We start from the raw sequence: 20,586 nt of genomic DNA on the forward strand, positions 1-20,586 counted from the left end.
AATGCGGGCGGAATTCAGGCCGAGGAAGGCGCAGTGCTAGACGGCAGGAGGGGGACGGGTAAAGAGAGTAGGGTGCCACGGACGCGCAACGGAATGCGCCTGAAAGACCGGCGTTGGTGTGCCCAGCGGAACGAGGACAATGGCTGCAACCGCAGTCGCAACCGGCGCGGCTGAGTGCAGAACGATACAGAGCGGGCAGTTATCAGCATCCGACTGCTGCGGGTGGACGTGCGCCACCTGCACCACGGCCAGCAAGGCCAGCAGAATGAGACACACTACCGTGGCAGCAGTAAAGCTGCGCGGTCTTGCGCTCCGGCTCTGCGGGAATCTTTTCATTGACCGTAGGTTGGCTCCGTACTGTAAGCATACACAGAATTTCACAAATGCGTGCGCGGTTTTTCTTTTGCGAGTTCGGCGAGCCTGCTGCCTGAACGCTGGCGCGTCTAAAATAGTGGAGCTTAACGAAACATCATGAAAAACCTTCATTGTCTTCGGGGAGCATTGCCGACGGCGCTTGCATTGGCGTTTGCGGCAGGACTGTGCGCGGCACAGACGCAGACACAATCCCCGACGCAGACAGGCTCGCATAAGTCGCTTCCGCTCAAGCCGGAGATTCCCGGCACAGGCCAAAATCACCGGCTGATTTTGAAGGACGGAAGCTACCAGATTGTGCGTAAGTACGAGATTAACGGCGACCGCCTGCGGTACATCTCAGTGGAGCGCGGCGGCGACTGGGAAGAGATGCCCGTTGACCTTATCGACTGGGAGGCAACACGGAAGTGGGAACGCGATCATACGGCTGTTGCGAACGACACTTCGGATGCGATGAAGGAAGCCGCGGATATCGACAAGGAAGAACTGGCTGAGCGCGAACGGCAGAAGGCGCGCATGCCGGAAGTCGCCAAAGGACTTGAGCTGCCCGATGAGGATTCGGTCTTTGCTCTGGATACCTTTGAGGGCACGCCGGAGCTTGTGGAGCTGATGCCGAACGAGTTGGGCATCGACGCCAAGACGCACAAGGGGCTGAGCGTTATCAATCCGCTGGCCAGCCAACGCGCCGCGATTGAGCTGCCGGGTGCCCATGCCAAGGTGCATCTGCATGTGAATGACCCGGCAATTTATCTTTCGCTCAACGTAACAGATGATGCGGAGCAGGTGCTTTCCCACGCAATGAGCGTAGACACGCACGGCGCGAAGCAGATTACCAACGGCAAGCACGGTGCGCACTCCGCACAGTCAGGCTTTGCCATTGTTCGCGTGGATGAGCGCAAGGCCGTGCGCGTGGTGGGAGCCATTCACATTAGCCCCACGGGCGACGTAACGCACTCCGAAGATGTAATCCCCGCAAAAACAGAAGTGCTGCCCGGCAAGCACTGGCTGAAGATTACGCCCACAACTCCGCTCGAAATTGGCGAGTATGCGCTGGTCGAAATTCTCTCTCCCAAGGACATCAGCCAGGCTGTCTGGGATTTTCGCGTTGATCCGCGCACCGGAGATAATCCCGGTTCGCTTGGGCCAGTTACGAAAGAGCAGAACTAAGCTTCTGGCGCGTGGCGCTGCGCGAACTTCAAGCGGCGCTGTTCCCACTCTGCGCTGTTGAAGATGCGTGGGCCCACTTCGATGAGGCGCGGCATCATGTTGAAGACTGCGATGCGCGTCCATGGGCGGCCCTCGCGCGTGCGGAAGCCCCGCTCATTCAGGCTGCTCACAATACTTGCGTAAGAAAAATCCTGCGCAAGCATGTCCATCATCTGCAACAGGATTTTATTTTCGACGGGATCGACTTCAAGACGCTTGCAATCGTCGGAGATGCACAGACCGTAAGGAATCTCCTCGCTGAAAGCGCCTTCCATATGCGCTTCGGCATCCGGCAACTCGCGCCGCCACTCGATGGAAACCATCTGCCAGCCAGCGGCCATGCGCTGCTCAATCACCTGCGGGCTGAAGACGCCCGAAACCACGTCGCGCATCCGTTCAAAATACGCCATGATGTTGCCTCCCTGTGCGGTTTGAGAGAGCAATTACTTACCCACATGAGCAAATTGTCTAACTGGTTGCGCTGCAATCATCGCCAGCAATGTGCGATTGCCGAAGCCATGCGCAGATTGTTCGCTTCTGCAATCGCTGTCCACATTCGGACAAAGCGGACACTCTATTCGCGCACCGTGATGCCAAGCGTCTTCAGCTTGCGGTAGAGGTGGCTGCGCTCCAGGCCCAGAAGCTCTGCGGCACGGCTCATATTGTTGCGAGCCTCCTCGATTTTCTTGAGGATGTAGTCGCGCTCGTAGGCATCACGTGCCTGCTGCAGCGTTGAGAAATCTTCCGTTCCGCGCGCGCCAGCCTTATGCGTAAGAGGAGGCAGATGACGTCGCTCAATCCGCAACGCGCGGGGATTCAAAATGAGCACGCGCTCGATAACATTCTTCAACTCGCGCACGTTGCCGGGCCAGTGATATTGGCCTAGTGCGTCCAGGGCTTCTTCCGTAATCTCCATGCGCGGGCGGCCATACTCGCGGCCAAATTCCCCAAGGAACTCGCGCACCAACAGCGGAATATCTTCCTTACGCTCGCGCAGCGGCGGCACAAAAAACGGAACCACGTTGAGACGGTAAAAGAGATCTTCGCGAAAGTTCCCTTTCGCGATTTCCTCTTCCAGATTTTTATTTGTCGAAGCAATCAGGCGCACATCTACGCGGATCTGCTGCGTGCCACCAACAGGCGTAAACATCTGGTCATCGAGCGCGAAGAGCATCTTCGACTGCGTCTTGAGGCTCATGTCGCCCACTTCATCGAGAAAGAGCGTACCGCCGTTGGCGCGTTCGAGCGTACCACGCTGCTCCGGCGGGCCGCCGGGCTGTGCGCTGTGGCGATAACCAAATAACTCCGCTTCAATATGCGCTTCAGGAATTGCGGCGCAGTTCAACTCCACAAAAAACTGCTCGCGGCGCAGGCTCTCCGCATGAATCGAGCGCGCAATCAGTTCCTTGCCTGTGCCGGACTCGCCGTAAATCAATACACGGCCATTGGTTGGCGCCATGAGGCGAATCTGCTGGCGAAGCGCTTTGAGCGGCACGCTGTCGCCGGTTAGAACAGAGCTTGCGCTGAACTGCCGCTTGAATTCAAGGTTCTCCGTACGAAGCCGCCGCGCTTCAATTGCGTTTTTGAGCACAATGAGCGTCCGGTCAATCGACAACGGCTTTTCAAGGAAGTCATACGCGCCGAGCTTGGTGGCTTTTACGGCAGACTCAATGGTTCCGTGACCGCTGATGATGACCACCTCGGGCCGCGTCTCCTGCGGAAGCTGGCGAATCTCCGCGAGCACATCCATACCATCACGGTCTGGCAGCCAGATATCCAGCAGCACCGCATCATAAGGAGCATCTTCAATGAGCACTTTTGCTTCCGCAGCCGTGGCTGCAGAGGCTACGCCGTAGCCTTCTTCGCGCAGAATCTCTTCGAGTGAATTACGGATTTCTGCTTCATCATCGACAACTAAGATATGGTTCATAAGATATCGCTCACACGCGGCCTTCCTTCACGGATTCTACGTCCACAGGCTGCTGCGCCGCAGACTCCATGAGCGGAATGCGCAACAGGAAGCGCGCGCCTTTCGGCAGATTGCTCTCCGCGCGAATCGAGCCGCCGTGCTCCTGCGCAATCTTTGCCGCAATGGAAAGACCAAGGCCCGTGCCGCGATGCTTTGTGGAATAAAACGGCAGAAAGAGCCGCTCGCGAATCTCATCCGTAAGCCCGTGACCTGTATCGGACACAGCTACCTCTATCGCGGAGCCATCTTCACTCTGCGCTGTTGAAACGCTGAGCACCTTGAGCAAGCTTCCCTGCATCGCTTCGGCGGCGTTATCGACAAGGTTGGCAAGCGCGCGCCGAATCGCATCGGGGTCCGCGAAGATTTGCGGCAGCTCCGGCGCTAAATCGAGCTTGACTTCAATGCCATCCAAACGGCCCACGAACATTGCCATCGCTTCTTCCACCACGCGATTCATGCTGGTGGCGCGTGGCTGCGGAGCGGGAAACTGTGCCAGTGCGGAGAACTGGTCCACGAGCGTGCGCAGTGTGCCTACGCAACCGAGAATCACTTCACTGCACTTGCGGATGATGCTGGGAGAATCTACCTGACCACGGTCAAGATGCCGCGCAATGCGCTCGGCGGAAAGAGCAATTGGCGTCAGCGGATTCTTGATTTCATGCGCAACGCGCTGCGCTACTTCCTTCCATGCAAGTTGCCGCTGCGCACGCAAAAGCTCTGACGTATCTTCAACAACAAGCACGGTGCCATGCTGGCCGCTTCCCCAATCGAGCCGTGCGCTGGTAAAGCCCAGGTGCATGGTGCGGCCATGCGCATGCAGCTCAATTTCTGTTGATGCGGCGCCCATGCGATGCCCGCGGCGAATCACCGCGGCAAGTTCATCGGCATACTCCGCAGGCAGCAGCGACTCAATCGACTGGCCACATAAAGCGGCTGCATCACGAACATCCATCAGCGCGGCAAAGGCATGGTTTGCCTGCACGATGCGGCCCGAACTGTCGAGCGTGACAACGCCGCTTGGAATCGTCTCCACAATTGTTTCCAGCTCCCGGCGGCGTTCCTCAATCGCCTGATTCGCAGCAGTCAACTGCGCGGAAGAGGTGCGTGCGGCCTGACGGCTGGATTCAAGGTCGGCAGCCATGCGGTTGAATGATGCGACAAGCTCCCCCATTTCACCGGTGACAGCAACGTTCACGCGCTCCTCATACTTGCCTTCCGCAATCTCGCCCATTGCATCCGCAAGCGCGGCGACGGGGCGCGTAATCTGCCGCGAAAGAAAGATGGCGAGCCATACGCTGGAGAAGAAGATAAAAACAGTCAGCAACAGGAGAAGCAGAAAGAAATTTGCGCGGATGCTGTTGCGCATGCGGAAGAGCTGCCAGTATTGCGCCGCGCCTGTGCGAATGCGAATGGCTGTCTCACTCAAGCCTTCTGGCATGGGCAACGCTACCAGCACTGCTTTACCAGAGCCGGAAACAGAAAGTCCCAGCGCGTACTGCAGACCGGCCACTTCAACCATCGGTTCATCATTACGGCGTGCTGCTGTCAGCAGGCTGGAAGAAAGCGGCCCTGTCAGCGGCATTGCTTCTCCTGCGTGGTTCTCATCCAGCCAAGGAAGCAGACGCACATTGCTTGTCTCCGGCGGAGCCTGGAAAGCGGAGATCGCGTGCATGCCCTTGTCGTAAACAATTGCAAAACCGCCTGCGAGCGTAATACGATGCGAGCCGAGAACATCCTGCAGTTGCGCGGGGTCGCCATCCGTTACATTGGAAGATGCAATTGACTCCGCTTCCACACGCGCATTGCTCGTTACGTAGTGAGCGAGTTCCTGAACTACCTGTGTCGAGTCTTCACGCAATTGCGTTGTGTTCGGTGAGAACCAGCGGTCAATCGTGCGGTTCATGAACTGAAAGCTGAACAGGAACATCAGCACCGCGGGGGTGAGCGCAATCAGCACCGCGCCAAGCACCATGCGCGTACGCAAGCGATTGCCTAACGCGCTTGAACCCTGGTCCGCGTACAGCTTGAGCAGGTTGCGCAGCAGCAGCATTAACAGCGCAATCAGCAGCAGAAAAAGCACCACGGTAAACGCGGTAAACGCGAGCGTCTCGCCTGCCGTGTCAGGATTCAGAAAGCCGATGCGCGAGGTGTTCCACCACTGCAACGCGCCAAGCAACAGGAATGCAAACAACACTCCGCCTGCAAGGAGCGAGACAAGGCGAAGGCGCGGATTGCTTTGAAAAAGCATGCGCAGATTATAGATAAAGCAGGGTGCGGGGTACAGGGTTCAGGGTACAGAAAACAACGACAAAAGCCTCGTTTCATACTGAAACGAGGCTTTTGCCTTCTACTTGCTATCCACTGTTTTTACGCCAGGATGCTTGCTACCGGCGTCCACTCGCGGCCCTGGCCTTCTGCCACGGCGCGGTAGGTGAGCTTACCCAGATAGGTATTCAGTCCTTCAGCCAGGCCTGCATCCTGCTTGAGGGCTTCCTTCGGGCCGAGGTTTGCAAGGCGCTGCAAGTAGGGGAAGGTTGCGTTTGTAAGGCCGAGCGTGGATGTATGCGGAACCGCGCCAGGCATGTTCGTTACGGCGTAGTGCACCACGCCATCTACCACGTAGCTGGGGTTGGAGTGCGAGGTTGGCTTTGCCGTCTCCACGCATCCCCCCTGGTCGATGGCCACGTCCACAATCACCGCACCCTTCTTCATGCGGCTCACCATTTCTTTGGTCACCAGCTTGGGAGCAGTTGCGCCGGGAATCAGCACGCCGCCGATAACGAGGTCTGCCTCACGCGTAGCATTGGCGATGTTGTAGCTGTTGGAAGCAAGCGTATAAACACGGCCGTTGAAGATGTCGTCAATCTCGCGCAGGCGATTCAGGTTCAAATCAACAAGCGTAACCTTTGCGCCAAAGCCTAGCGCGATGCGCGCTGCATTGGTGCCCACCACGCCGCCGCCGATGACGGTGACATGCGCCGGGGGAACGCCCGGTACGCCACCAAGCAGAATGCCGCGTCCACCCTTTTCCTGCTCCAGATATGCCGCGCCAACCTGCACGCTCATACGGCCAGCTACTTCGCTCATCGGCGTAAGCAGAGGCAGCGTGTTGTTGCGGTCACGCACAGTTTCATACGCAATGCCGATGACCTTCGCATCGAGCAGCTTCTGTGTTAGTCCCGGCAAGGGAGCGAGGTGCAGATAGGTGAAGAGCACGAGGCCTTCGCGGAAGTACACATACTCGCTCTCGATGGGTTCCTTCACCTTAACGACGATTTCGCTCTTGCCCCAGACGTTGCCCGCGTCGCCCACAATCTCCGCGCCAGCCTCCTGATACTCCGCATCCGGAAAGCCTGACTTGGAGCCTGCATTGGTTTCCACCAGCACCTTGTGGCCGGCCTCCGTAAGTGCTTTTACGCCTGCGGGAATAACACCTACGCGGGACTCATGATCTTTAATTTCGCGGGGTACGCCAATAATCATCGCTGTGCTCCTCTGAGTAGTTGGATGTTGCGCGGTGGGCGCCGTAGCGGCTTTTGTCTTGAGTGCTGCTACGCCGGTCTTACTTCAATACTGGGGAGGGCTACCCGGCGCAACAGCTTCTTGAGTGACTTAGATGCTTGAATGCTAAAGCGCGGCGAGCAGCCAATGTTTGCAAATTTCGTGATAAAACAGCCTTATGGGAACAAAACGCGCGAAAGCTTCCGCATCTACGCATAAAACACGCGCCAAGGCTCAGACTGTCAAGGCAACTTCTCCTTCCCTTGGACTGTTAGACGAACTGGACCGCGCAATTCTGCGCGTGCTGGAAGCAAACGGCCGCGCCACCAATTATGAAGTAGGCGAAGCTGCAGGTCTATCCGCATCGGCGGCCTCGCGCCGCATCCTGACTCTGGAGGAGATGGGCGTAATTCGCGGCTACCGCGCCATAGTGGACGACCACGTGCTTGGCCGACAGATGACGGCCTTTATCCGCGTGACGTTGGAGCGGCAATCAGCCTCCGTGCTGAGCGCGTTTGAAAATGCTGTGCGCCATGTGGACGGCATTGCAAGCTGCCACCTGATGGCCGGGCAGTATGACTACCTGTTGCTGGCTCGCGTGGCGGACATTGACGACTATAACCGTCTGCACCAGAATGAGCTTTCGCGACTGCCGGGCGTCACCCGCATTGAAACTAGCTTTGCGCTGCGGGATGTGCTGGAAGGCCGTCGTCGGTAGCGCAAACCTGGCAGAAATCCATATGCCATCTCTATGGCGCTTCTCAAATCCCTAAATTACTCTTGGAATCACGCAAGACAGACTGAACAAGCGTGCCTGTGCGCGCCATTGCGGGCAATTCCCGCAGTCTGCAGTTCCGCAGCGATTCCATTTTGTTTTGAGGAGAGCCGATGTTGCCGCGTTTTTCCCTTCGTTTAGGCCTGGCGGTTGTGTGCGCCCTGGGCCCAGCCCTGAGCCTTGCTCCACGCTTGATTGCACAGGTTCCTACACCTGCCTCTGTGTTAGGTCACACTCCGGGAGATGATTTTTATCTCGCCGACTATGAAGACACCGTGCGCTACTTTCATGCGCTGGCTTCCGCCGATCCGGCGCGCATGAAGATGTTTACCGTGGGCAAGACCACTCAGGGCCGCGATATTGAGATTGCCGTCATCTCTTCCGCAGCCAACATTGCCAAGCTCGACGAGACCAAGCAAACCGCCGCACGGCTGGCGCGGGCCACGGACCTGAATGATGATTCCGCACGCGGACTGGCGCGCAATTCAAAAGTAATCGTGCACATTGATGGAGGCCTGCATGCTAGCGAGGTTGCTGGCCCGCAACACACGATGGCATTGGCTTACAAGCTGCTCTCCGCAAAGAACGACCCGGAAATTGACTCCATCCTCGACAACGTTGTTCTCGTTCTGTGGCCCACGCTGAACCCTGACGGGCAGGACATGGTGGTGCACTGGTATCGCCAGAACGTTGGCACCAAGTACGAGGTCAGCCCCTTGCCTTGGCTTTGGCAAGAATATGTAGGCCACGACAACAACCGCGATGGCTACATGCTGAACATGAAGGAATCGCAGGTTGTGACGAAGACGCAGCTTGAGTACAATCCCGTCATCTTTTATTGCCAGCACCAGACGGCCCCCTTCCCTGCGCGCATCTGGATTCCTCCATTCTCCGATCCCATCTCGTCCAACATCAGCCCTTACGTTCGTAGCTGGCTCAACGTTATCGGCACCAACATGTCAGCCTATCTGAACGCACACAAGATGCCCGGCGCAATCTCAGAGTCGCGCTTTGATAACTGGTACGCGGGCTTCGTGGATTGGACACACGTTTTCCGCAACGAGATTTCTTTCTTCACCGAAACAGCGCTTTACCAATACGCCACGCCTCATTTCTACACGGTCTCTGATTTCCCCAAACAGTACCAGGATCTGCGCGCACTCACCATGTACACCACGCCTTGGGAAGGTGGCTGGTGGCATCTGAAGGACGCTGTGGACTATATGGTTGGCGGCTCGATGTCTGTCCTCGACCTTGCATCAAAGAATCGCGAGACGCTGCTCTATAACCGCTACCAAGCGGCACGCGACAACATCGACCACTTCAAGAAAGAGCCTCCGTTTGCGTATGTCATTCCAAGCAAGCAAACGGATACACCGGAAGCTGCGAAGCTTGCGCAACTGATGATTGACAATGGCCTTGATGTGTACGCATCGAAGGATGGCTTCTCCGCAAATGGCGTGAGCTATCCGAAGGGTTCCTGGGTCATTCCAATGGACCAAGCGTATTCTTCGCTGGCTAAAGAACTGTTTGAACGACAGAAGTATCCCGATGCCATTGAAGCTGGAACATCGAAGGCCATTGACCTACCATATGACGTGACAGGCTGGACTCTGCCCATGCAGATGGGTGTAGATGTAGATGCCGTCACCGATCCTCTGAAGCCTGAACAACTCGCGCAGATGGAAAAGATTGACGCTGCACATGCGCCGGCAGCTTCCGTGGAAGGCACAGGCACGGTCTTCGCTATCAGCCATCGCGTGAATGCTTCGTTCCAGCTTGTGAATGAAGCACTCAAATCCGGCGCAACGGTTTCACTCGCTGCTGAGCCAGTGAAAACCGCAAGCGGTACAGAGCGAGGCGCGTTTCTCATCTCCGGCATCGGGCGCGAAAAAGTGGATGCGCTCGCGCAGAAGTTTTCTGTAAGTGCTGCTGCTGTCTCTATGCCGGGCAAGACGCTGCCTATCAAGAAGGCTCGCGTTGGTCTCTATCGTCCCTGGTCTGCCTCCATTGATGAAGGCTGGACACGCTGGATCCTGGAAAACTACGGCTTTGAGCCCAAGAGCCTTTACAACGCAGATGTGAAGTCATCGAATCTGCGTGCGCGCTACGATGTCATCATTTTGCCTGACATGTCCTCGAAGCAGATGATGGATGGCTTTGGCATTGGCGTTGTGCCGGGACAGTACGCAGGCGGCATTGGGCAGGATGGCCTCAACAACCTGCGCGAGTTTGCACGCGAGGGCGGCACGCTGATTGCTCTGAACAAGACAGCAAGCGCGCTGATTCCACTGCTTTCGCTACCGGTACAGAATGCGATTGAAGGCGTGAAGAGCGACAAGTTCTTCTGCTCTGGAGCGCTGCTGCGCACGGAGCTTGCGCATACGGATCAGCCCGTCAACTATGGGCTTTCCGATTCTCCTGTTGTCATGTTCCAGGGCGGGCCGGCATTTGCGGCGCTACCCGGAGCGCACGGCGCGGTGCTGGCCAGCTATCCCAAGCAGACCAATCCACTGGAAAGCGGATTGCTGCTGCATCCGGAAGCGATTGAAGGCAAGGCTGCAGCGATGGAGCTTGCTTATGGGCGCGGACGCATTGTGCTCTACGGCTTCAAGCCGCAGTTCCGCGGGCAATCGCATGCAACCTATAAGTGGATGTTTAACGAGTTGTATTCGTATGAGCACCCTGAGCTGCCGGCAATGAACGACGTGGCACCGAAGAAGCCGGAAGCTACGACGGCAAAAGCCTCCAAGCCCGCTACAGCAGATGAGGATGATGATTGGCAATCCTCGCAGGAATAATCACCGCATAAAATGAAGGGGCCAGAGCATGAATGCTCTGGCCCCTTCATTTTGCTCAGGAAAAACACTACGCCATGGTGAGGCGTGCATCTTTCCACAAGTCGATACCGGCATCGACTGCATGCTTATCGATTGTGGCAAGTTCCCCCGCGGTGAAGTTCAGATTGTTCAATGCATCAAGCGAGTTGTCGAGCTGCGCCACATTGCGCGCACCAATCAATGCCGAGGTGACACGCTTGTCACGCAGTACCCACGCAATGGCAAGCTGTGCCAGCGACTGCCCGCGGCCTCGCGCAATCTCATCGAGCGCCTTGGCATGCTGAATATTCTCATCGCTCAAGAACTGCTTCAGCATCGAAGAACCATCCACAGCACCACGTGAATTTTCCGGTACGCCGTTGAGGTACTTATTGGTCAGCAGCCCCTGCGCCAGCGGCGAAAATGCGATACAACCCGCGCCCACTTCATCGAGCGTTGCCAGCAGACTGTCTTCAATCCAGCGGTTGAGCATGGAGTAAGACGGTTGGTGAATCAGCAGCGGCACGCCAAGGCTTTTCAAAATCGTAGCGGCGGCTTTCGTCCGCTCCGGGCTGTAGGAAGAGATGCCCACATACAGCGCCTTGCCCTGATGCACAGCCGTTGCCAGCGCTCCCATTGTTTCTTCCAGCGGTGCGTTGTCCCACGGGCGATGCGCGTAGAAGATATCGACGTACTCAAGCCCCATGCGCTTCAGGCTCTCATCGAGCGAAGCCAGCAGATACTTGCGCGAGCCGCCGATGCCGTAAGGTCCGGGCCACATATCCCAGCCGGCCTTCGTGGAAATCACCAGTTCATTGCGCAGATTGCGAAAATCCTTCTGCAAAATCACACCGAAATTTTCTTCTGCCGAGCCGTACGGAGGACCGTAGTTGTTAGCGAGATCAAAGTGCGTGACGCCACGGTCAAAGGCGCGGCGAATCATTGCGCGGCCAGTTTCAAAAACATCCGCGCCGCCAAAGTTCTGCCATAGGCCAAGCGAAATCGGCGGCAGCACAAGGCCAGAACGTCCGCAGCGGCGAAAGGTTGCATTCTCATATCGAGATGGGTTGGGAACGTAAGCGGTTTCCATTGCTCTCCTGTTTTTTCGTAATCACCAGCTACTGGTTGTCAATCTGTGCGCGCTGCAACTTGTCGGAGTAATCCACGTAGACAGCCTTCCATGTTGTGAAGAAGTCCAGAGCTTCGGAGCCTTCGCGGTGGCCATTGCCTGTCTGCTTCACGCCGCCGAAGGGCAGATGCACCTCCGCACCAATCGTTGGTGCGTTGATGTAGGTAATGCCGGCTTCCAAATCGCGCATTGCGGCAAAGGCCTTGTTCACATCCCGCGTGTAGAGCGATGTGGACAACCCGTAGTCAATCGAGTTGGCAATTTCCACTGCCTGCTCATAGGTATCGAACTCCAGCACGCTTACCACGGGGCCGAAGACTTCCTCGCGAGCAATGCGCATCTCCGGCTTTACGCCTGCAAAGACCGTCGGCGCAAAGAACGTGCCGTTGGCGTGCGCGCCTGCGGTCAACGCTTCGCCACCAAGCAATAGCTTTGCGCCTTCGCTCTTCGCAATCTCTGCATACTTTGTAGAAGTCTCTATCTGCTGCGCATTCACCTGCGGGCCTACGTCGATTCCGGCTTCGAGTCCGTTGCCTACGCGCAGTCGCTGCGCGCGCTCTACGAGACGGCCAATGAATTCATCCGCAATCTTCTTCTGAACCAGGATGCGGCTGGTAGCAGTGCAGCGCTGGCCTGTTGTTCCAAACGCTCCCCACAGCGCGCCGTCGAGCGCAAGGTCAAGGTTCGCATCGTCCAGAACAATCTGCGCATTCTTACCGCCCATTTCGAGCGAGACAGGCTTGAAGTTCGCTGCGGCGCGCTGCGCAACAAGCGAACCGATTTCACTGGAGCCGGTAAAGCTGATGGCACGCACGCCGGGATGCTCCACAATCGGCGCGCCCGCATCCGGCCCGTAGCCTGCAACAATATTCACTACGCCTGCGGGCAGTCCTGCATCAATAAGCGTCTGCACCAGGTTGTAGGTGGAAAGCGGCGTGTCCTCTGCCGGCTTGATGACGCACGTGTTGCCTGCAACGAGCGCGGGGAAAAGCTTCCAGCTCGGAATCGCCATCGGAAAGTTCCACGGCGTAATGAGACCCACAACACCGAGCGGCATGCGCACGCTCATAGCGAATTTATTGGCCAGTTCGCTCGGCGTAGTCTTGCCGAAGAGACGGCGGCCTTCACCCGCAACATAAAAAGCCTCGTCAATAGCCTCCTGCACATCGCCGCGTGTCTCGGCCAGCACCTTACCCATCTCGCGCGTCATCTGCCGCGCATACTCTTCCTTGCGCTCCTTCAGCAGCTCGCCGGTGCGATACAGAATTTCTGCGCGCTTGGGCGCGGGAACCAGCCGCCATGACGCAAAGGCCTTCTTCGCCGCAGTCACGGCAAGATCCACATCCTCGGCGCTGGAAGCAGGAAACTCGCCCACCACATCCGAGTGGTCCGCCGGGTTGATGTTCTGAAAGGTTTTTCCGCTGCGGGAGGGAACCCACTCGCCGCCAATAAGGTTGTGGTAAAGCTTTGCCGACATGAAATTCTCGCTTTGTGCTGGCGCGGTTGCGCGGGATGGACACGGCCACGTCGCAGTGACGGGCTAACGTTCCAGCTTACCGCACGGGGAGCCGCACCCTCTCCGGGAACACCCTGCTCCCCCGCGCACCGTAAAAGAAAAATCTCTCAGCCGATTCAAACCGGAACCAAAGCTGCCAATCTTTCCACATTTAGAACCATTTCGCGGAAAAACACCAATTTTGCGCCCGAAAATCTGCGTTATCCTGAAAGCGCGGCACAACATTAGAGCTCACATCCAAGGGTTGTTTCCTGCACATTACCGCCTTTACTCCGCTCATTGACGTGGCTTTGACTGCAATCGCCGTAGAATACTCCTAGAGGTAGAACCAACTTTCCAATGGCATCCAACGGCTATCCTTCGCGTTCCCAGCGCACGCACGGTCTGCGTTCGCTTTTCAGCATGTTTTCGAGCGATCTGGCCATTGACCTCGGCACGGCCAACACGCTCGTTTTCGCGGCCGGCAAGGGCATCGTCGTCAACGAGCCCTCAATTGTCGCCATCAATAAGAACACCGGCGAGGTGGAAGCCGTAGGCAAGGAAGCCAAGGATATGCTTGGCCGTACGCCCGGCAATATCGTTGCCATCAAGCCCATGAAAGACGGCGTCATCGCGGACTTCAAAGTCACCGAAAAGATGCTGAATTACTTCATCCAGAAGGCGCACAACCGCAAGATGCTCGTGCATCCCCGCATCGTCATCGGCGTGCCTTCAGAAATCACCCAGGTGGAAAAGCGCGCGGTCGAGGACTCGGCCTATCGCGCCAAGGCCAGCGAAGTCTACCTCGTGGAACAGGCGATGGTGGCTGCTATCGGCGCGGGCCTGCCCATCACCGAGCCTTCGGGCAACATGGTTGTCGATATCGGCGGCGGTACTACGGACATCGCCGTCATCTCGCTCTCGGGCATCGTTTATTCGCGCTCAGTGCGCATGGCCGGCAACCAGATGGACGAGGCCATTACCAACTACCTCAAGCGCAAGTACAACCTGCTCATCGGCGAGCGCACGGCAGAGCACATCAAGATGGAGATTGGCTCGGCCTTCCCGCTGGACAAGCCGCTGCAGATGGAAATCAAGGGCCGCAACCTGATTGAAGGCGTGCCGAAGACCATCACCATCGACGATTCGGAGATTCGCGAAGCCCTGGGCGAGTGCATTGCTGTCATTATGAATGCAATTCGCGTGGCGCTGGAACGGACCCCGCCCGAGCTTTCGGCGGACATTTCGGACCGCGGCATCGTTCTCACCGGCGGCGGCGCGCTCATCAAGAACCTCGATAAGCGCATCCGCGAGGAAACCGGACTGCCGGTCTCCGTGGCCGACGATCCGCTGGCTTCGGTGGTGCTTGGCACGGGCAAGATGCTGAGCGACTTCCGCCTCCTGCGCAAAATCAAGATCGATTAAAAACAGGAACCGGGAAACCCGGCCATCCGGTGGACTTTGTTCTCCGGATGGCCCAAGGGACTGGGGAATCCGCAAATGGCGAACGCCGCACAGCGCCTCACCGTTACAAACTTGATTGCAGCAGTGGGCTTTTGCGCATCTAACCAGCACGAAGGCTCGATATATCTCGATATGCTTCTACTTGGTTCCTTGTTTCCTCGTTCCCTTGGTCTCTTATAAATATGGAATCCTTCTTTGTCCGGTATCGGAATCTCCTCGTGCTGCTAGCCCTGCTGGCGGTGCAGATTCTTGGCCTCGCCATCCAGGTCCGGCGCACCGGCAACGGCGAAGCCACCCTGAACGGACATGACGACAAGGGCCAGCAACTCATCCGCCTGTGGGCCAATGCCGTTGTTTCGCCGCCGGAGCGCGCAGTGCAGTCGTCCAAGACCGGCGTCGGCTGGATATGGGACAACTACTTTGACCTGCGCCGCGTGCGGCAGGAAAACAAGGACCTGCAGGCGGAAATCGACCAGCTCCGCCTTGAACAGGCACAGCTTCTGGAAGACGCCAAGCAGGGCCAGCGCCTGCAAACGCTGAACAGCTTCCAGCAAAAGTACCTCTATAAGACCGTCACCGCGCAGATCATCGGCGGCAGCGGCACCGACCTCTCCCGCGTCTTCTATCTCGACAAGGGAAAGGACGACGGCATCGCCCGCGACATGGCGGTCATTACACCAGACGGCATTGTTGGCAAAATTCGCGAAGTCTATCCGCACTCGGCGCAACTGCTGGTCATCAATGACCAGTCGAGCGGCGCGGGCGTGATTCTTGAAACCACTCGCATCCGCGGCATCCTGCGCGGCAACGCCGCTGGGCAGCCGGCGATCGTCAACATCCTTGCCGACCAGCGCCTCAAGCCGGGCGAAAAAGTCATCACCGCCGGCGGCGACATGATCTTCCCACGCGGTCTTCCCGTGGGCGTAGTGGACCACATCGACAAAGACCCCGACCGCGATGGATTTGTACAGGTTGTCATCAAGCCGGCGGCGAACCTCAACGGGCTCGATGAAGTCATGGTCATCACCGATACCGAGCCGCGCTTCAACGACAAGACAAAGAAGGACATGGACCAGAGCGCCAGCGAAAAAGGCGCAGAGGCCGCCGCGTTGAACGAGCAGTTGAAGGCGGCTCAGGTTCTGGAAGAGAAGCTCCCCGGCCTGACCGACCCCAACGCCAAGCAGCCCGCTGCTCCCGGAACGGCCCCGGCCAGCGGCGCAGCAACTCCAGCCACACCGCCCGCTGCACCCAAGCTGCTTACACCGCAGCATGCGGACCGCTTTACCCCCGGTTACAGCGGTGGGGCGGAGAACGCGCCGAAGCCGCATACGCCCAAGCCTGCAACTCCGAAGGCTGAAACAGAAGCCGCTCCGGCCACGGGAACGACGCCGAAAACGGCTCCCAAGCCGCAAGCTCAGCCCCCGGTTCACAAGCCTTCGACTGTCAACCCGGCTGATATTAAGGTCCCGGCTGCTCCCAGGAGCGATACCAAACTGGAATCCACCCCGGCCCCGCCAACCACTCCGGCGCCCCAGCCGCAGAGGAAGTTCTAATGGCCATACTTACAGCCAACTCGCGGCGCGACCTGGAGATTCACCGCTATCCAGCCTTCCTCTATTTAGTGGTTCCGCTGGCGGCAATCTTTCTGCAGGCGCTTTTGCCGCGCTTTCTGGGCCACTTTGCCTACTTTGACCTACCGCTGGTCATCACCATTTACTTTGCCCTCGCCCGCCGCAGCCCTATTCAGGGCATGTTTTTAGGCGCATTTGTTGGCATCTTTGAGGACGCGCTTACGCACCACGCCATCGGCGTCAACGGCATTGCCAAAACCGTCGCGGGCTACCTCGCCGCCTCAGTCGGTATCCGCATTGACGTGCAGAACATCGTCATCCGCGTGCTGCTCAACTTCGCCCTCACCCTGCTATGCAACGGCATTTATCTCGTGATTTATCGCGGCATGCTGGGCCTTGAAATGGACTGGAACTGGTACACAATGCTCTTCCAGGCCGTTGGCAACTCGGTGATTGCACTGCTTCTCTTCCCCATGCTCGACCGTTTCCAGATTCAAGATTAGGCACGAGAGACAAAGAGCGAGGGACAAAACAAACACCTTCCCTGCCGATGAAAGTCAAAACGGCAGTATTCTGAAATCAAGCGGTATCGCATCATGGCTATCTATTCCGACAGATTCAATCGCGGCGAAAAGCTCTCCGCCTTCAAGTCCACGGCGGTGCAGTACGGCATTCTTGTCATGATGCTCGGCCTCGGCGCAGGCCTCTGGCGCTTGCAGGTTCTTGGCGCCAACAACTTCAAGGAACTCGCCGAGCAAAACCGCATCCGCAAGGAGCCCATCATGGCTCCGCGTGGCCGCCTCTTTGACCGCGAAGGCCGCCTGCTGGTCGATAACTATCCCTCCACCTCCTGCTATCTGGTCCGCGAGCAGAATAAGCACATTGACGATGACCTGCCGATGATTGCGCAGGGGCTCCATCTCGACCTCGACACGCTGCAGGCCACGCTCAAGCGTTACCGCTCCGCGCCCGGCTACCAGCCCATCCCCATCAAGAAGGACGTCACTCCCGACGAGGAAGCTTTCGTTGAGGCCCATCGCAACGAGCTGCCAGAACTCGAAACCATCGAAGTCGAACGCCGCCTTTATCCCCGCGACGGCTTTGCCGCGCACCTCATTGGTTACACCGGCGAAATCTCCGAAGAAGACCTCAACAACAATCCGCGCTACGCCTATTACGAAGCGGGCGATGTGGTGGGCAAAGCTGGTGTAGAGGCCACCTACGACCAGATTCTCCGCGGCCAGGACGGCTCCCGCGACGTCATCGTCGATTCCCATGGCCGCGAAGTCGGCTACCTCGGCACTCAGCACGCCGTTCCCGGCGAGGACCTGAAGCTCACCATCGACATCGATATCCAACGCGCCGCCGAGCTTGCTCTCGGAGATGCTCCGGGAGCCGTCATCGCCATGGACCCGCGCAACGGCGAAATTCTCGCCATGGTCTCGCATCCTAGCTATGACCCCAACGCCTTCGCCGTCCGAATCAAGAGCGCCGACTGGAACAAGCTCATCACCGACCCCAAGCATCCGCTGATGAACAAGGCCATTCAGGACCAGCTTGCCCCCGGCTCCACCTTCAAAATCATCATGTCCGCCGCCGGCTTGCAGGAAGGCGTGGCCGAAGACATGAAGGTCAACTGCCAGGGCGGCGGAATGTTCTATGGACGCTTCTTCAAATGCGACCGCCACCACGGAGTCCTGAATATCTCGCAGGCCATCCCCTATTCGTGCGACACCTTCTTTTATGCCCTTGCGCAAAAGCTCGGCATCGATACCATCGCCAGGTACGCCAAGGAATTCGGCCTCTCGCAGAAAACAGGCGTTGACCTGCCCAACGAAATGGCTGGCATCGTGCCCTCCACGGAATGGGAGTGGCGCAATTTCCACCAGCGCTACTATCCCGGTAACACCATCTCGGTCGGTATCGGCCAGGGCGAAACGCAGGTCACGCCCATCCAGTTAGTTCGCGCACTTGCCGGCATCGCATCCAATGGACATCTGGTTCGCCCGCATCTTGTCAATCCCACCCAGCTTCCCGCCGAGTACACGACCGCGCTTTACAACACCTTCAAGGGTTCTGGCGCAACCAATGTTTCGCTCGACAATCGCACCTGGATGACAATTACTGACGGCATGGCCGGCGCCACCACCTTCGGCACCGCAGGTCAGGCCCATATCGAGGGCGTAGACTTCGCCGGCAAAACCGGCACCGCCCAGGTCACCGGCCAGGGTGACACCCACGTCAAGGGCGGCTCCAAGACTCCCAACGCGTGGTTCGTCGGCATGGTCCCACGACGCAACCCGGAGCTTGCGGTTGTAGTGCTGCAGGAGCACGGCGACTGGGGTGCAGGGTCTGCGCTCATCGCTCAAAAGGTTGTCATTGCCTACATCAACAAGCAGCGCAAGACCGACCACAACCTGCTGCAGCAGGCCAACGCAACCGAACAGAAGCCTGTCGAGGTCGGAGCCGTCTGGTCCACCACTGATCCTGACAGCAAAAAGAAGGAAGACATCGGGCAAGCCTTCGGAGCCGGCCACTTCTTCGTGAACCCAGCCGATTTCTCCCACGACCTCGCAGCCCAGAGCGCACCTATCAGCCCCTTATTTATCTCTCCGCTTCGCGCCACCAAGGAAGGCCTTCTGGCGGTACTTCCCCATTCGCTGACTCCAGTCCAAAGGTAAGAAAACAATGCGCCGATTCCTCTCCTTCCGCGACTTCGACTGGGGCCTCCTGCTGATGGTGCTCACGCTCTGCGTCATCTCCGTCTGGGAAATCTACTCCGCCACACTGCACACCAAGTACGTCGGCTTCCACACCAAGCAGGTCTACTGGATTCTCGGCGGCCTGTCGCTGATGTTCATCTTTTCCAAGATCGACTACCACAAGCTGCTCGACTGGGCTCCGTGGGCCTATGGCGTTTTTCTGCTGGCGCTTGTTGCCGTCAAAGTCGTCGGTGTGAAAGTCCTCGGCGCGCGCCGCTGGATCAAGCTCGGTCCGATGCACTTCCAACCCTCCGAGTGGGTCAAACTTATCCTCATCCTCGCCGTCGCCCGCTACTTCGCCAACCTCGGAGCACGCGACCTGACATGGAAGGACATCGGCAAGGCCTTCGCCCTCGTCGGCGTGCCCATGCTGCTCGTCCTCTCCCAACCGGACCTCGGCACCTCGCTCACCTACGCTCCCGTCCTCATCGCCGGCCTCTTCCTCGGCGGCATCAACTGGAAACAAGCTCTCATCCTCACCACCACCGGGCTCGTCCTCATCGTCGGAGTCTGGAACAGCGGCAAAATCCTCAAGCCCTACCAGAAGGCCCGCCTCACCGGCTTCATCGACCCTGACAACGACCCCCGCGGCGCAGGCTACCAGGTCCTCCAGGCCAAAATCGCTGTTGGCGCAGGCGGCATCTGGGGACAGGGCGCGGAAAAGGGCTCGCAGACGCAAGGCGCATTCATCCCCATCCCCCACGCCGACTTCATCTTCGCCGCATGGAGCGAGGAACACGGATTCGTGGGCGCAATTTTTGTCCTCCTGCTATACTTTTTTGTATTGATGCGTTTGATTCAAAACGCTCAAACAGCCGCAGACCTGCCCGGCTCCCTCATCATTATGGGAATCGTGGCTGTGTTGACCTTTCAGATCGCGGTCAACGTGGGCATGGTCATCGGGTTTATGCCCGTCACCGGAATCCCTTTACCGTTAATGAGTTACGGCGGGTCTTCGGTACTGTTTACCTTCCTCGCGCTTGGCGTGGCTATGAATGTCCGCATGCGCAGGTTCGTAAACTAAATGGTCCAGATGTTTCGCTCCCGGCGTTCCTCCGAACACTTGGGAGTTGATGAAAAAGATTGATTGATTCGCCGGTAAGGTTCCACCTGGGAGCCGCAGTCCCGGCAGGAATTGGGTTCATGAGCAGGCAGAAACGGGAAAGCCGCAGCCAGAAAGATAAGGTGATAACCCACCCGGCACATTTTGTGCTGTCTTTTCTGGTGATTCTTTGCGGCGTAACGGCCCCGCTAACGTCGATTTTTAAATCGGCGCTCAACTGGGCGGCCACAAACTTTCTGCTTTCGGATCAACCACATAGCCGCGCCGCGCAACTCGCCGTTGCGCTCCCCGGTTTGCCATACCGCCTGAGTTCAGGCCCGCCGCTAGCGTTGCAAATGCACCTGGCGGCCATCGGCATTCCCGCGTCTCCACGGTCATCCCTCCCGCTCGCAACCCACTCCCGCCGCCTGCTCGCTCGCCAGTGACCTTGCCGTCAGGTTGACCCTCAAGGGGCAACCGG

16 protein-coding genes are annotated in these 20,586 nt (G+C 58.0%); 9 read left to right on the plus strand and 7 right to left on the minus strand.

Annotated elements, in window-relative coordinates:
* Positions 1 to 36: 36 nt before the first annotated feature.
* Positions 37 to 336, minus strand: a complete 300-nt coding sequence (locus AC5S3R_RS11130; RefSeq protein ID WP_494267113.1) for a hypothetical protein — start codon at positions 334 to 336, stop codon at positions 37 to 39.
* A gap of 135 nt (positions 337 to 471) precedes the next feature.
* Between AC5S3R_RS11130 and AC5S3R_RS11135 the strand changes: the two genes are divergently transcribed.
* Positions 472 to 1,539: a hypothetical protein gene (locus AC5S3R_RS11135; protein ID WP_494267114.1), complete on the plus strand. Its 1,068-nt coding sequence runs from the start codon at positions 472 to 474 to the stop codon at positions 1,537 to 1,539.
* On the opposite strand, the gene AC5S3R_RS11140 is transcribed toward AC5S3R_RS11135, so the two are convergent.
* From AC5S3R_RS11140 to ald, 4 genes are all read right to left on the minus strand, one after another.
* A complete protein-coding gene (locus AC5S3R_RS11140) occupies positions 1,536 to 1,988 on the minus strand; it encodes a recombinase family protein (RefSeq protein ID WP_494267115.1) in 453 nt (150 codons plus the stop codon). The two genes, AC5S3R_RS11135 and AC5S3R_RS11140, sit on opposite strands and share 4 nt — an antisense overlap.
* Before the next feature lie 164 nt (positions 1,989 to 2,152).
* The gene (locus AC5S3R_RS11145; protein ID WP_494267116.1) at positions 2,153 to 3,508 is read right to left on the minus strand and encodes a sigma-54-dependent transcriptional regulator; all 1,356 of its coding nucleotides are present in this window, start codon (positions 3,506 to 3,508) and stop codon (positions 2,153 to 2,155) included.
* 10 nt (positions 3,509 to 3,518) lie between these two features.
* Positions 3,519 to 5,795 (minus strand): sensor histidine kinase, encoded by a 2,277-nt coding sequence (locus AC5S3R_RS11150; protein ID WP_494267117.1) that lies wholly within the window; start codon positions 5,793 to 5,795, stop codon positions 3,519 to 3,521.
* A gap of 119 nt (positions 5,796 to 5,914) precedes the next feature.
* The gene (ald, locus tag AC5S3R_RS11155; protein ID WP_494267118.1) at positions 5,915 to 7,030 is read right to left on the minus strand and encodes an alanine dehydrogenase; all 1,116 of its coding nucleotides are present in this window, start codon (positions 7,028 to 7,030) and stop codon (positions 5,915 to 5,917) included.
* 196 nt (positions 7,031 to 7,226) lie between these two features.
* Here ald and AC5S3R_RS11160 point away from each other — a divergent pair, with 196 nt between their 5' ends.
* Positions 7,227 to 7,766: an Lrp/AsnC family transcriptional regulator gene (locus AC5S3R_RS11160; RefSeq protein ID WP_494267119.1), complete on the plus strand. Its 540-nt coding sequence runs from the start codon at positions 7,227 to 7,229 to the stop codon at positions 7,764 to 7,766.
* Positions 7,767 to 7,936: 170 nt separating this feature from the next.
* Positions 7,937 to 10,624: a M14 family metallopeptidase gene (locus AC5S3R_RS11165; RefSeq protein WP_494267120.1), complete on the plus strand. Its 2,688-nt coding sequence runs from the start codon at positions 7,937 to 7,939 to the stop codon at positions 10,622 to 10,624.
* A 67-nt stretch (positions 10,625 to 10,691) separates the two neighbouring features.
* On the opposite strand, the gene mgrA is transcribed toward AC5S3R_RS11165, so the two are convergent.
* Positions 10,692 to 11,732: an L-glyceraldehyde 3-phosphate reductase gene (gene mgrA, locus AC5S3R_RS11170; protein ID WP_494267121.1), complete on the minus strand. Its 1,041-nt coding sequence runs from the start codon at positions 11,730 to 11,732 to the stop codon at positions 10,692 to 10,694.
* Between the two features lie 28 nt (positions 11,733 to 11,760).
* Complete coding sequence (locus AC5S3R_RS11175) at positions 11,761 to 13,248, minus strand: aldehyde dehydrogenase family protein (protein WP_494267122.1); 1,488 nt, start codon at positions 13,246 to 13,248, stop codon at positions 11,761 to 11,763.
* Between the two features lie 378 nt (positions 13,249 to 13,626).
* On the opposite strand from AC5S3R_RS11175, the gene AC5S3R_RS11180 reads away from it, so the two are divergent.
* The 6 genes from AC5S3R_RS11180 to AC5S3R_RS11205 all read left to right on the plus strand — a co-directional run bounded on the left by AC5S3R_RS11180 (position 13,627) and on the right by AC5S3R_RS11205 (position 20,551).
* A complete protein-coding gene (locus tag AC5S3R_RS11180; RefSeq protein WP_494267123.1) occupies positions 13,627 to 14,691 on the plus strand; it encodes a rod shape-determining protein in 1,065 nt (354 codons plus the stop codon).
* Between the two features lie 257 nt (positions 14,692 to 14,948).
* On the plus strand, positions 14,949 to 16,283 hold the full coding sequence (mreC, locus tag AC5S3R_RS11185) for a rod shape-determining protein MreC (RefSeq protein ID WP_494267124.1): 1,335 nt from the start codon (positions 14,949 to 14,951) through the stop codon (positions 16,281 to 16,283).
* Complete coding sequence (mreD, locus tag AC5S3R_RS11190; RefSeq protein ID WP_494267125.1) at positions 16,283 to 16,804, plus strand: rod shape-determining protein MreD; 522 nt, start codon at positions 16,283 to 16,285, stop codon at positions 16,802 to 16,804. Before mreC ends, mreD begins: the two co-directional genes overlap by 1 nt.
* 93 nt (positions 16,805 to 16,897) lie before the next feature.
* Complete coding sequence (gene mrdA / locus AC5S3R_RS11195; protein ID WP_494267126.1) at positions 16,898 to 18,982, plus strand: penicillin-binding protein 2; 2,085 nt, start codon at positions 16,898 to 16,900, stop codon at positions 18,980 to 18,982.
* Between the two features lie 7 nt (positions 18,983 to 18,989).
* The gene (rodA, locus tag AC5S3R_RS11200) at positions 18,990 to 20,087 is read left to right on the plus strand and encodes a rod shape-determining protein RodA (protein WP_494267127.1); all 1,098 of its coding nucleotides are present in this window, start codon (positions 18,990 to 18,992) and stop codon (positions 20,085 to 20,087) included.
* Between the two features lie 119 nt (positions 20,088 to 20,206).
* Complete coding sequence (locus AC5S3R_RS11205) at positions 20,207 to 20,551, plus strand: hypothetical protein (protein ID WP_494267128.1); 345 nt, start codon at positions 20,207 to 20,209, stop codon at positions 20,549 to 20,551.
* Positions 20,552 to 20,586 lie beyond the last annotated feature (35 nt).

Source organism: Occallatibacter sp. FHG110214_02, assembly GCF_059115385.1.

What these genes read in the sequence shown, in the direction of transcription:
- mgrA (WP_494267121.1), bottom strand. Translation starts at nt 11,732, where the DNA reads ATGGAAACCGCTTACGTTCCCAACCCATCTCGATATGAGAATGCAACC.
- AC5S3R_RS11150 (WP_494267117.1), bottom strand. Translation starts at nt 5,795, where the DNA reads ATGCTTTTTCAAAGCAATCCGCGCCTTCGCCTTGTCTCGCTCCTTGCA.
- mreD (WP_494267125.1), top strand. Translation starts at nt 16,283, where the DNA reads ATGGCCATACTTACAGCCAACTCGCGGCGCGACCTGGAGATTCACCGC.
- AC5S3R_RS11145 (WP_494267116.1), bottom strand. Translation starts at nt 3,508, where the DNA reads ATGAACCATATCTTAGTTGTCGATGATGAAGCAGAAATCCGTAATTCA.
- AC5S3R_RS11165 (WP_494267120.1), top strand. Translation starts at nt 7,937, where the DNA reads ATGTTGCCGCGTTTTTCCCTTCGTTTAGGCCTGGCGGTTGTGTGCGCC.
- AC5S3R_RS11180 (WP_494267123.1), top strand. Translation starts at nt 13,627, where the DNA reads ATGGCATCCAACGGCTATCCTTCGCGTTCCCAGCGCACGCACGGTCTG.
- ald (WP_494267118.1), bottom strand. Translation starts at nt 7,030, where the DNA reads ATGATTATTGGCGTACCCCGCGAAATTAAAGATCATGAGTCCCGCGTA.
- mrdA (WP_494267126.1), top strand. Translation starts at nt 16,898, where the DNA reads ATGGCTATCTATTCCGACAGATTCAATCGCGGCGAAAAGCTCTCCGCC.
- rodA (WP_494267127.1), top strand. Translation starts at nt 18,990, where the DNA reads ATGCGCCGATTCCTCTCCTTCCGCGACTTCGACTGGGGCCTCCTGCTG.
- AC5S3R_RS11175 (WP_494267122.1), bottom strand. Translation starts at nt 13,248, where the DNA reads ATGTCGGCAAAGCTTTACCACAACCTTATTGGCGGCGAGTGGGTTCCC.
- AC5S3R_RS11135 (WP_494267114.1), top strand. Translation starts at nt 472, where the DNA reads ATGAAAAACCTTCATTGTCTTCGGGGAGCATTGCCGACGGCGCTTGCA.
- AC5S3R_RS11130 (WP_494267113.1), bottom strand. Translation starts at nt 336, where the DNA reads ATGAAAAGATTCCCGCAGAGCCGGAGCGCAAGACCGCGCAGCTTTACT.
- AC5S3R_RS11160 (WP_494267119.1), top strand. Translation starts at nt 7,227, where the DNA reads ATGGGAACAAAACGCGCGAAAGCTTCCGCATCTACGCATAAAACACGC.
- AC5S3R_RS11140 (WP_494267115.1), bottom strand. Translation starts at nt 1,988, where the DNA reads ATGGCGTATTTTGAACGGATGCGCGACGTGGTTTCGGGCGTCTTCAGC.
- AC5S3R_RS11205 (WP_494267128.1), top strand. Translation starts at nt 20,207, where the DNA reads ATGAGCAGGCAGAAACGGGAAAGCCGCAGCCAGAAAGATAAGGTGATA.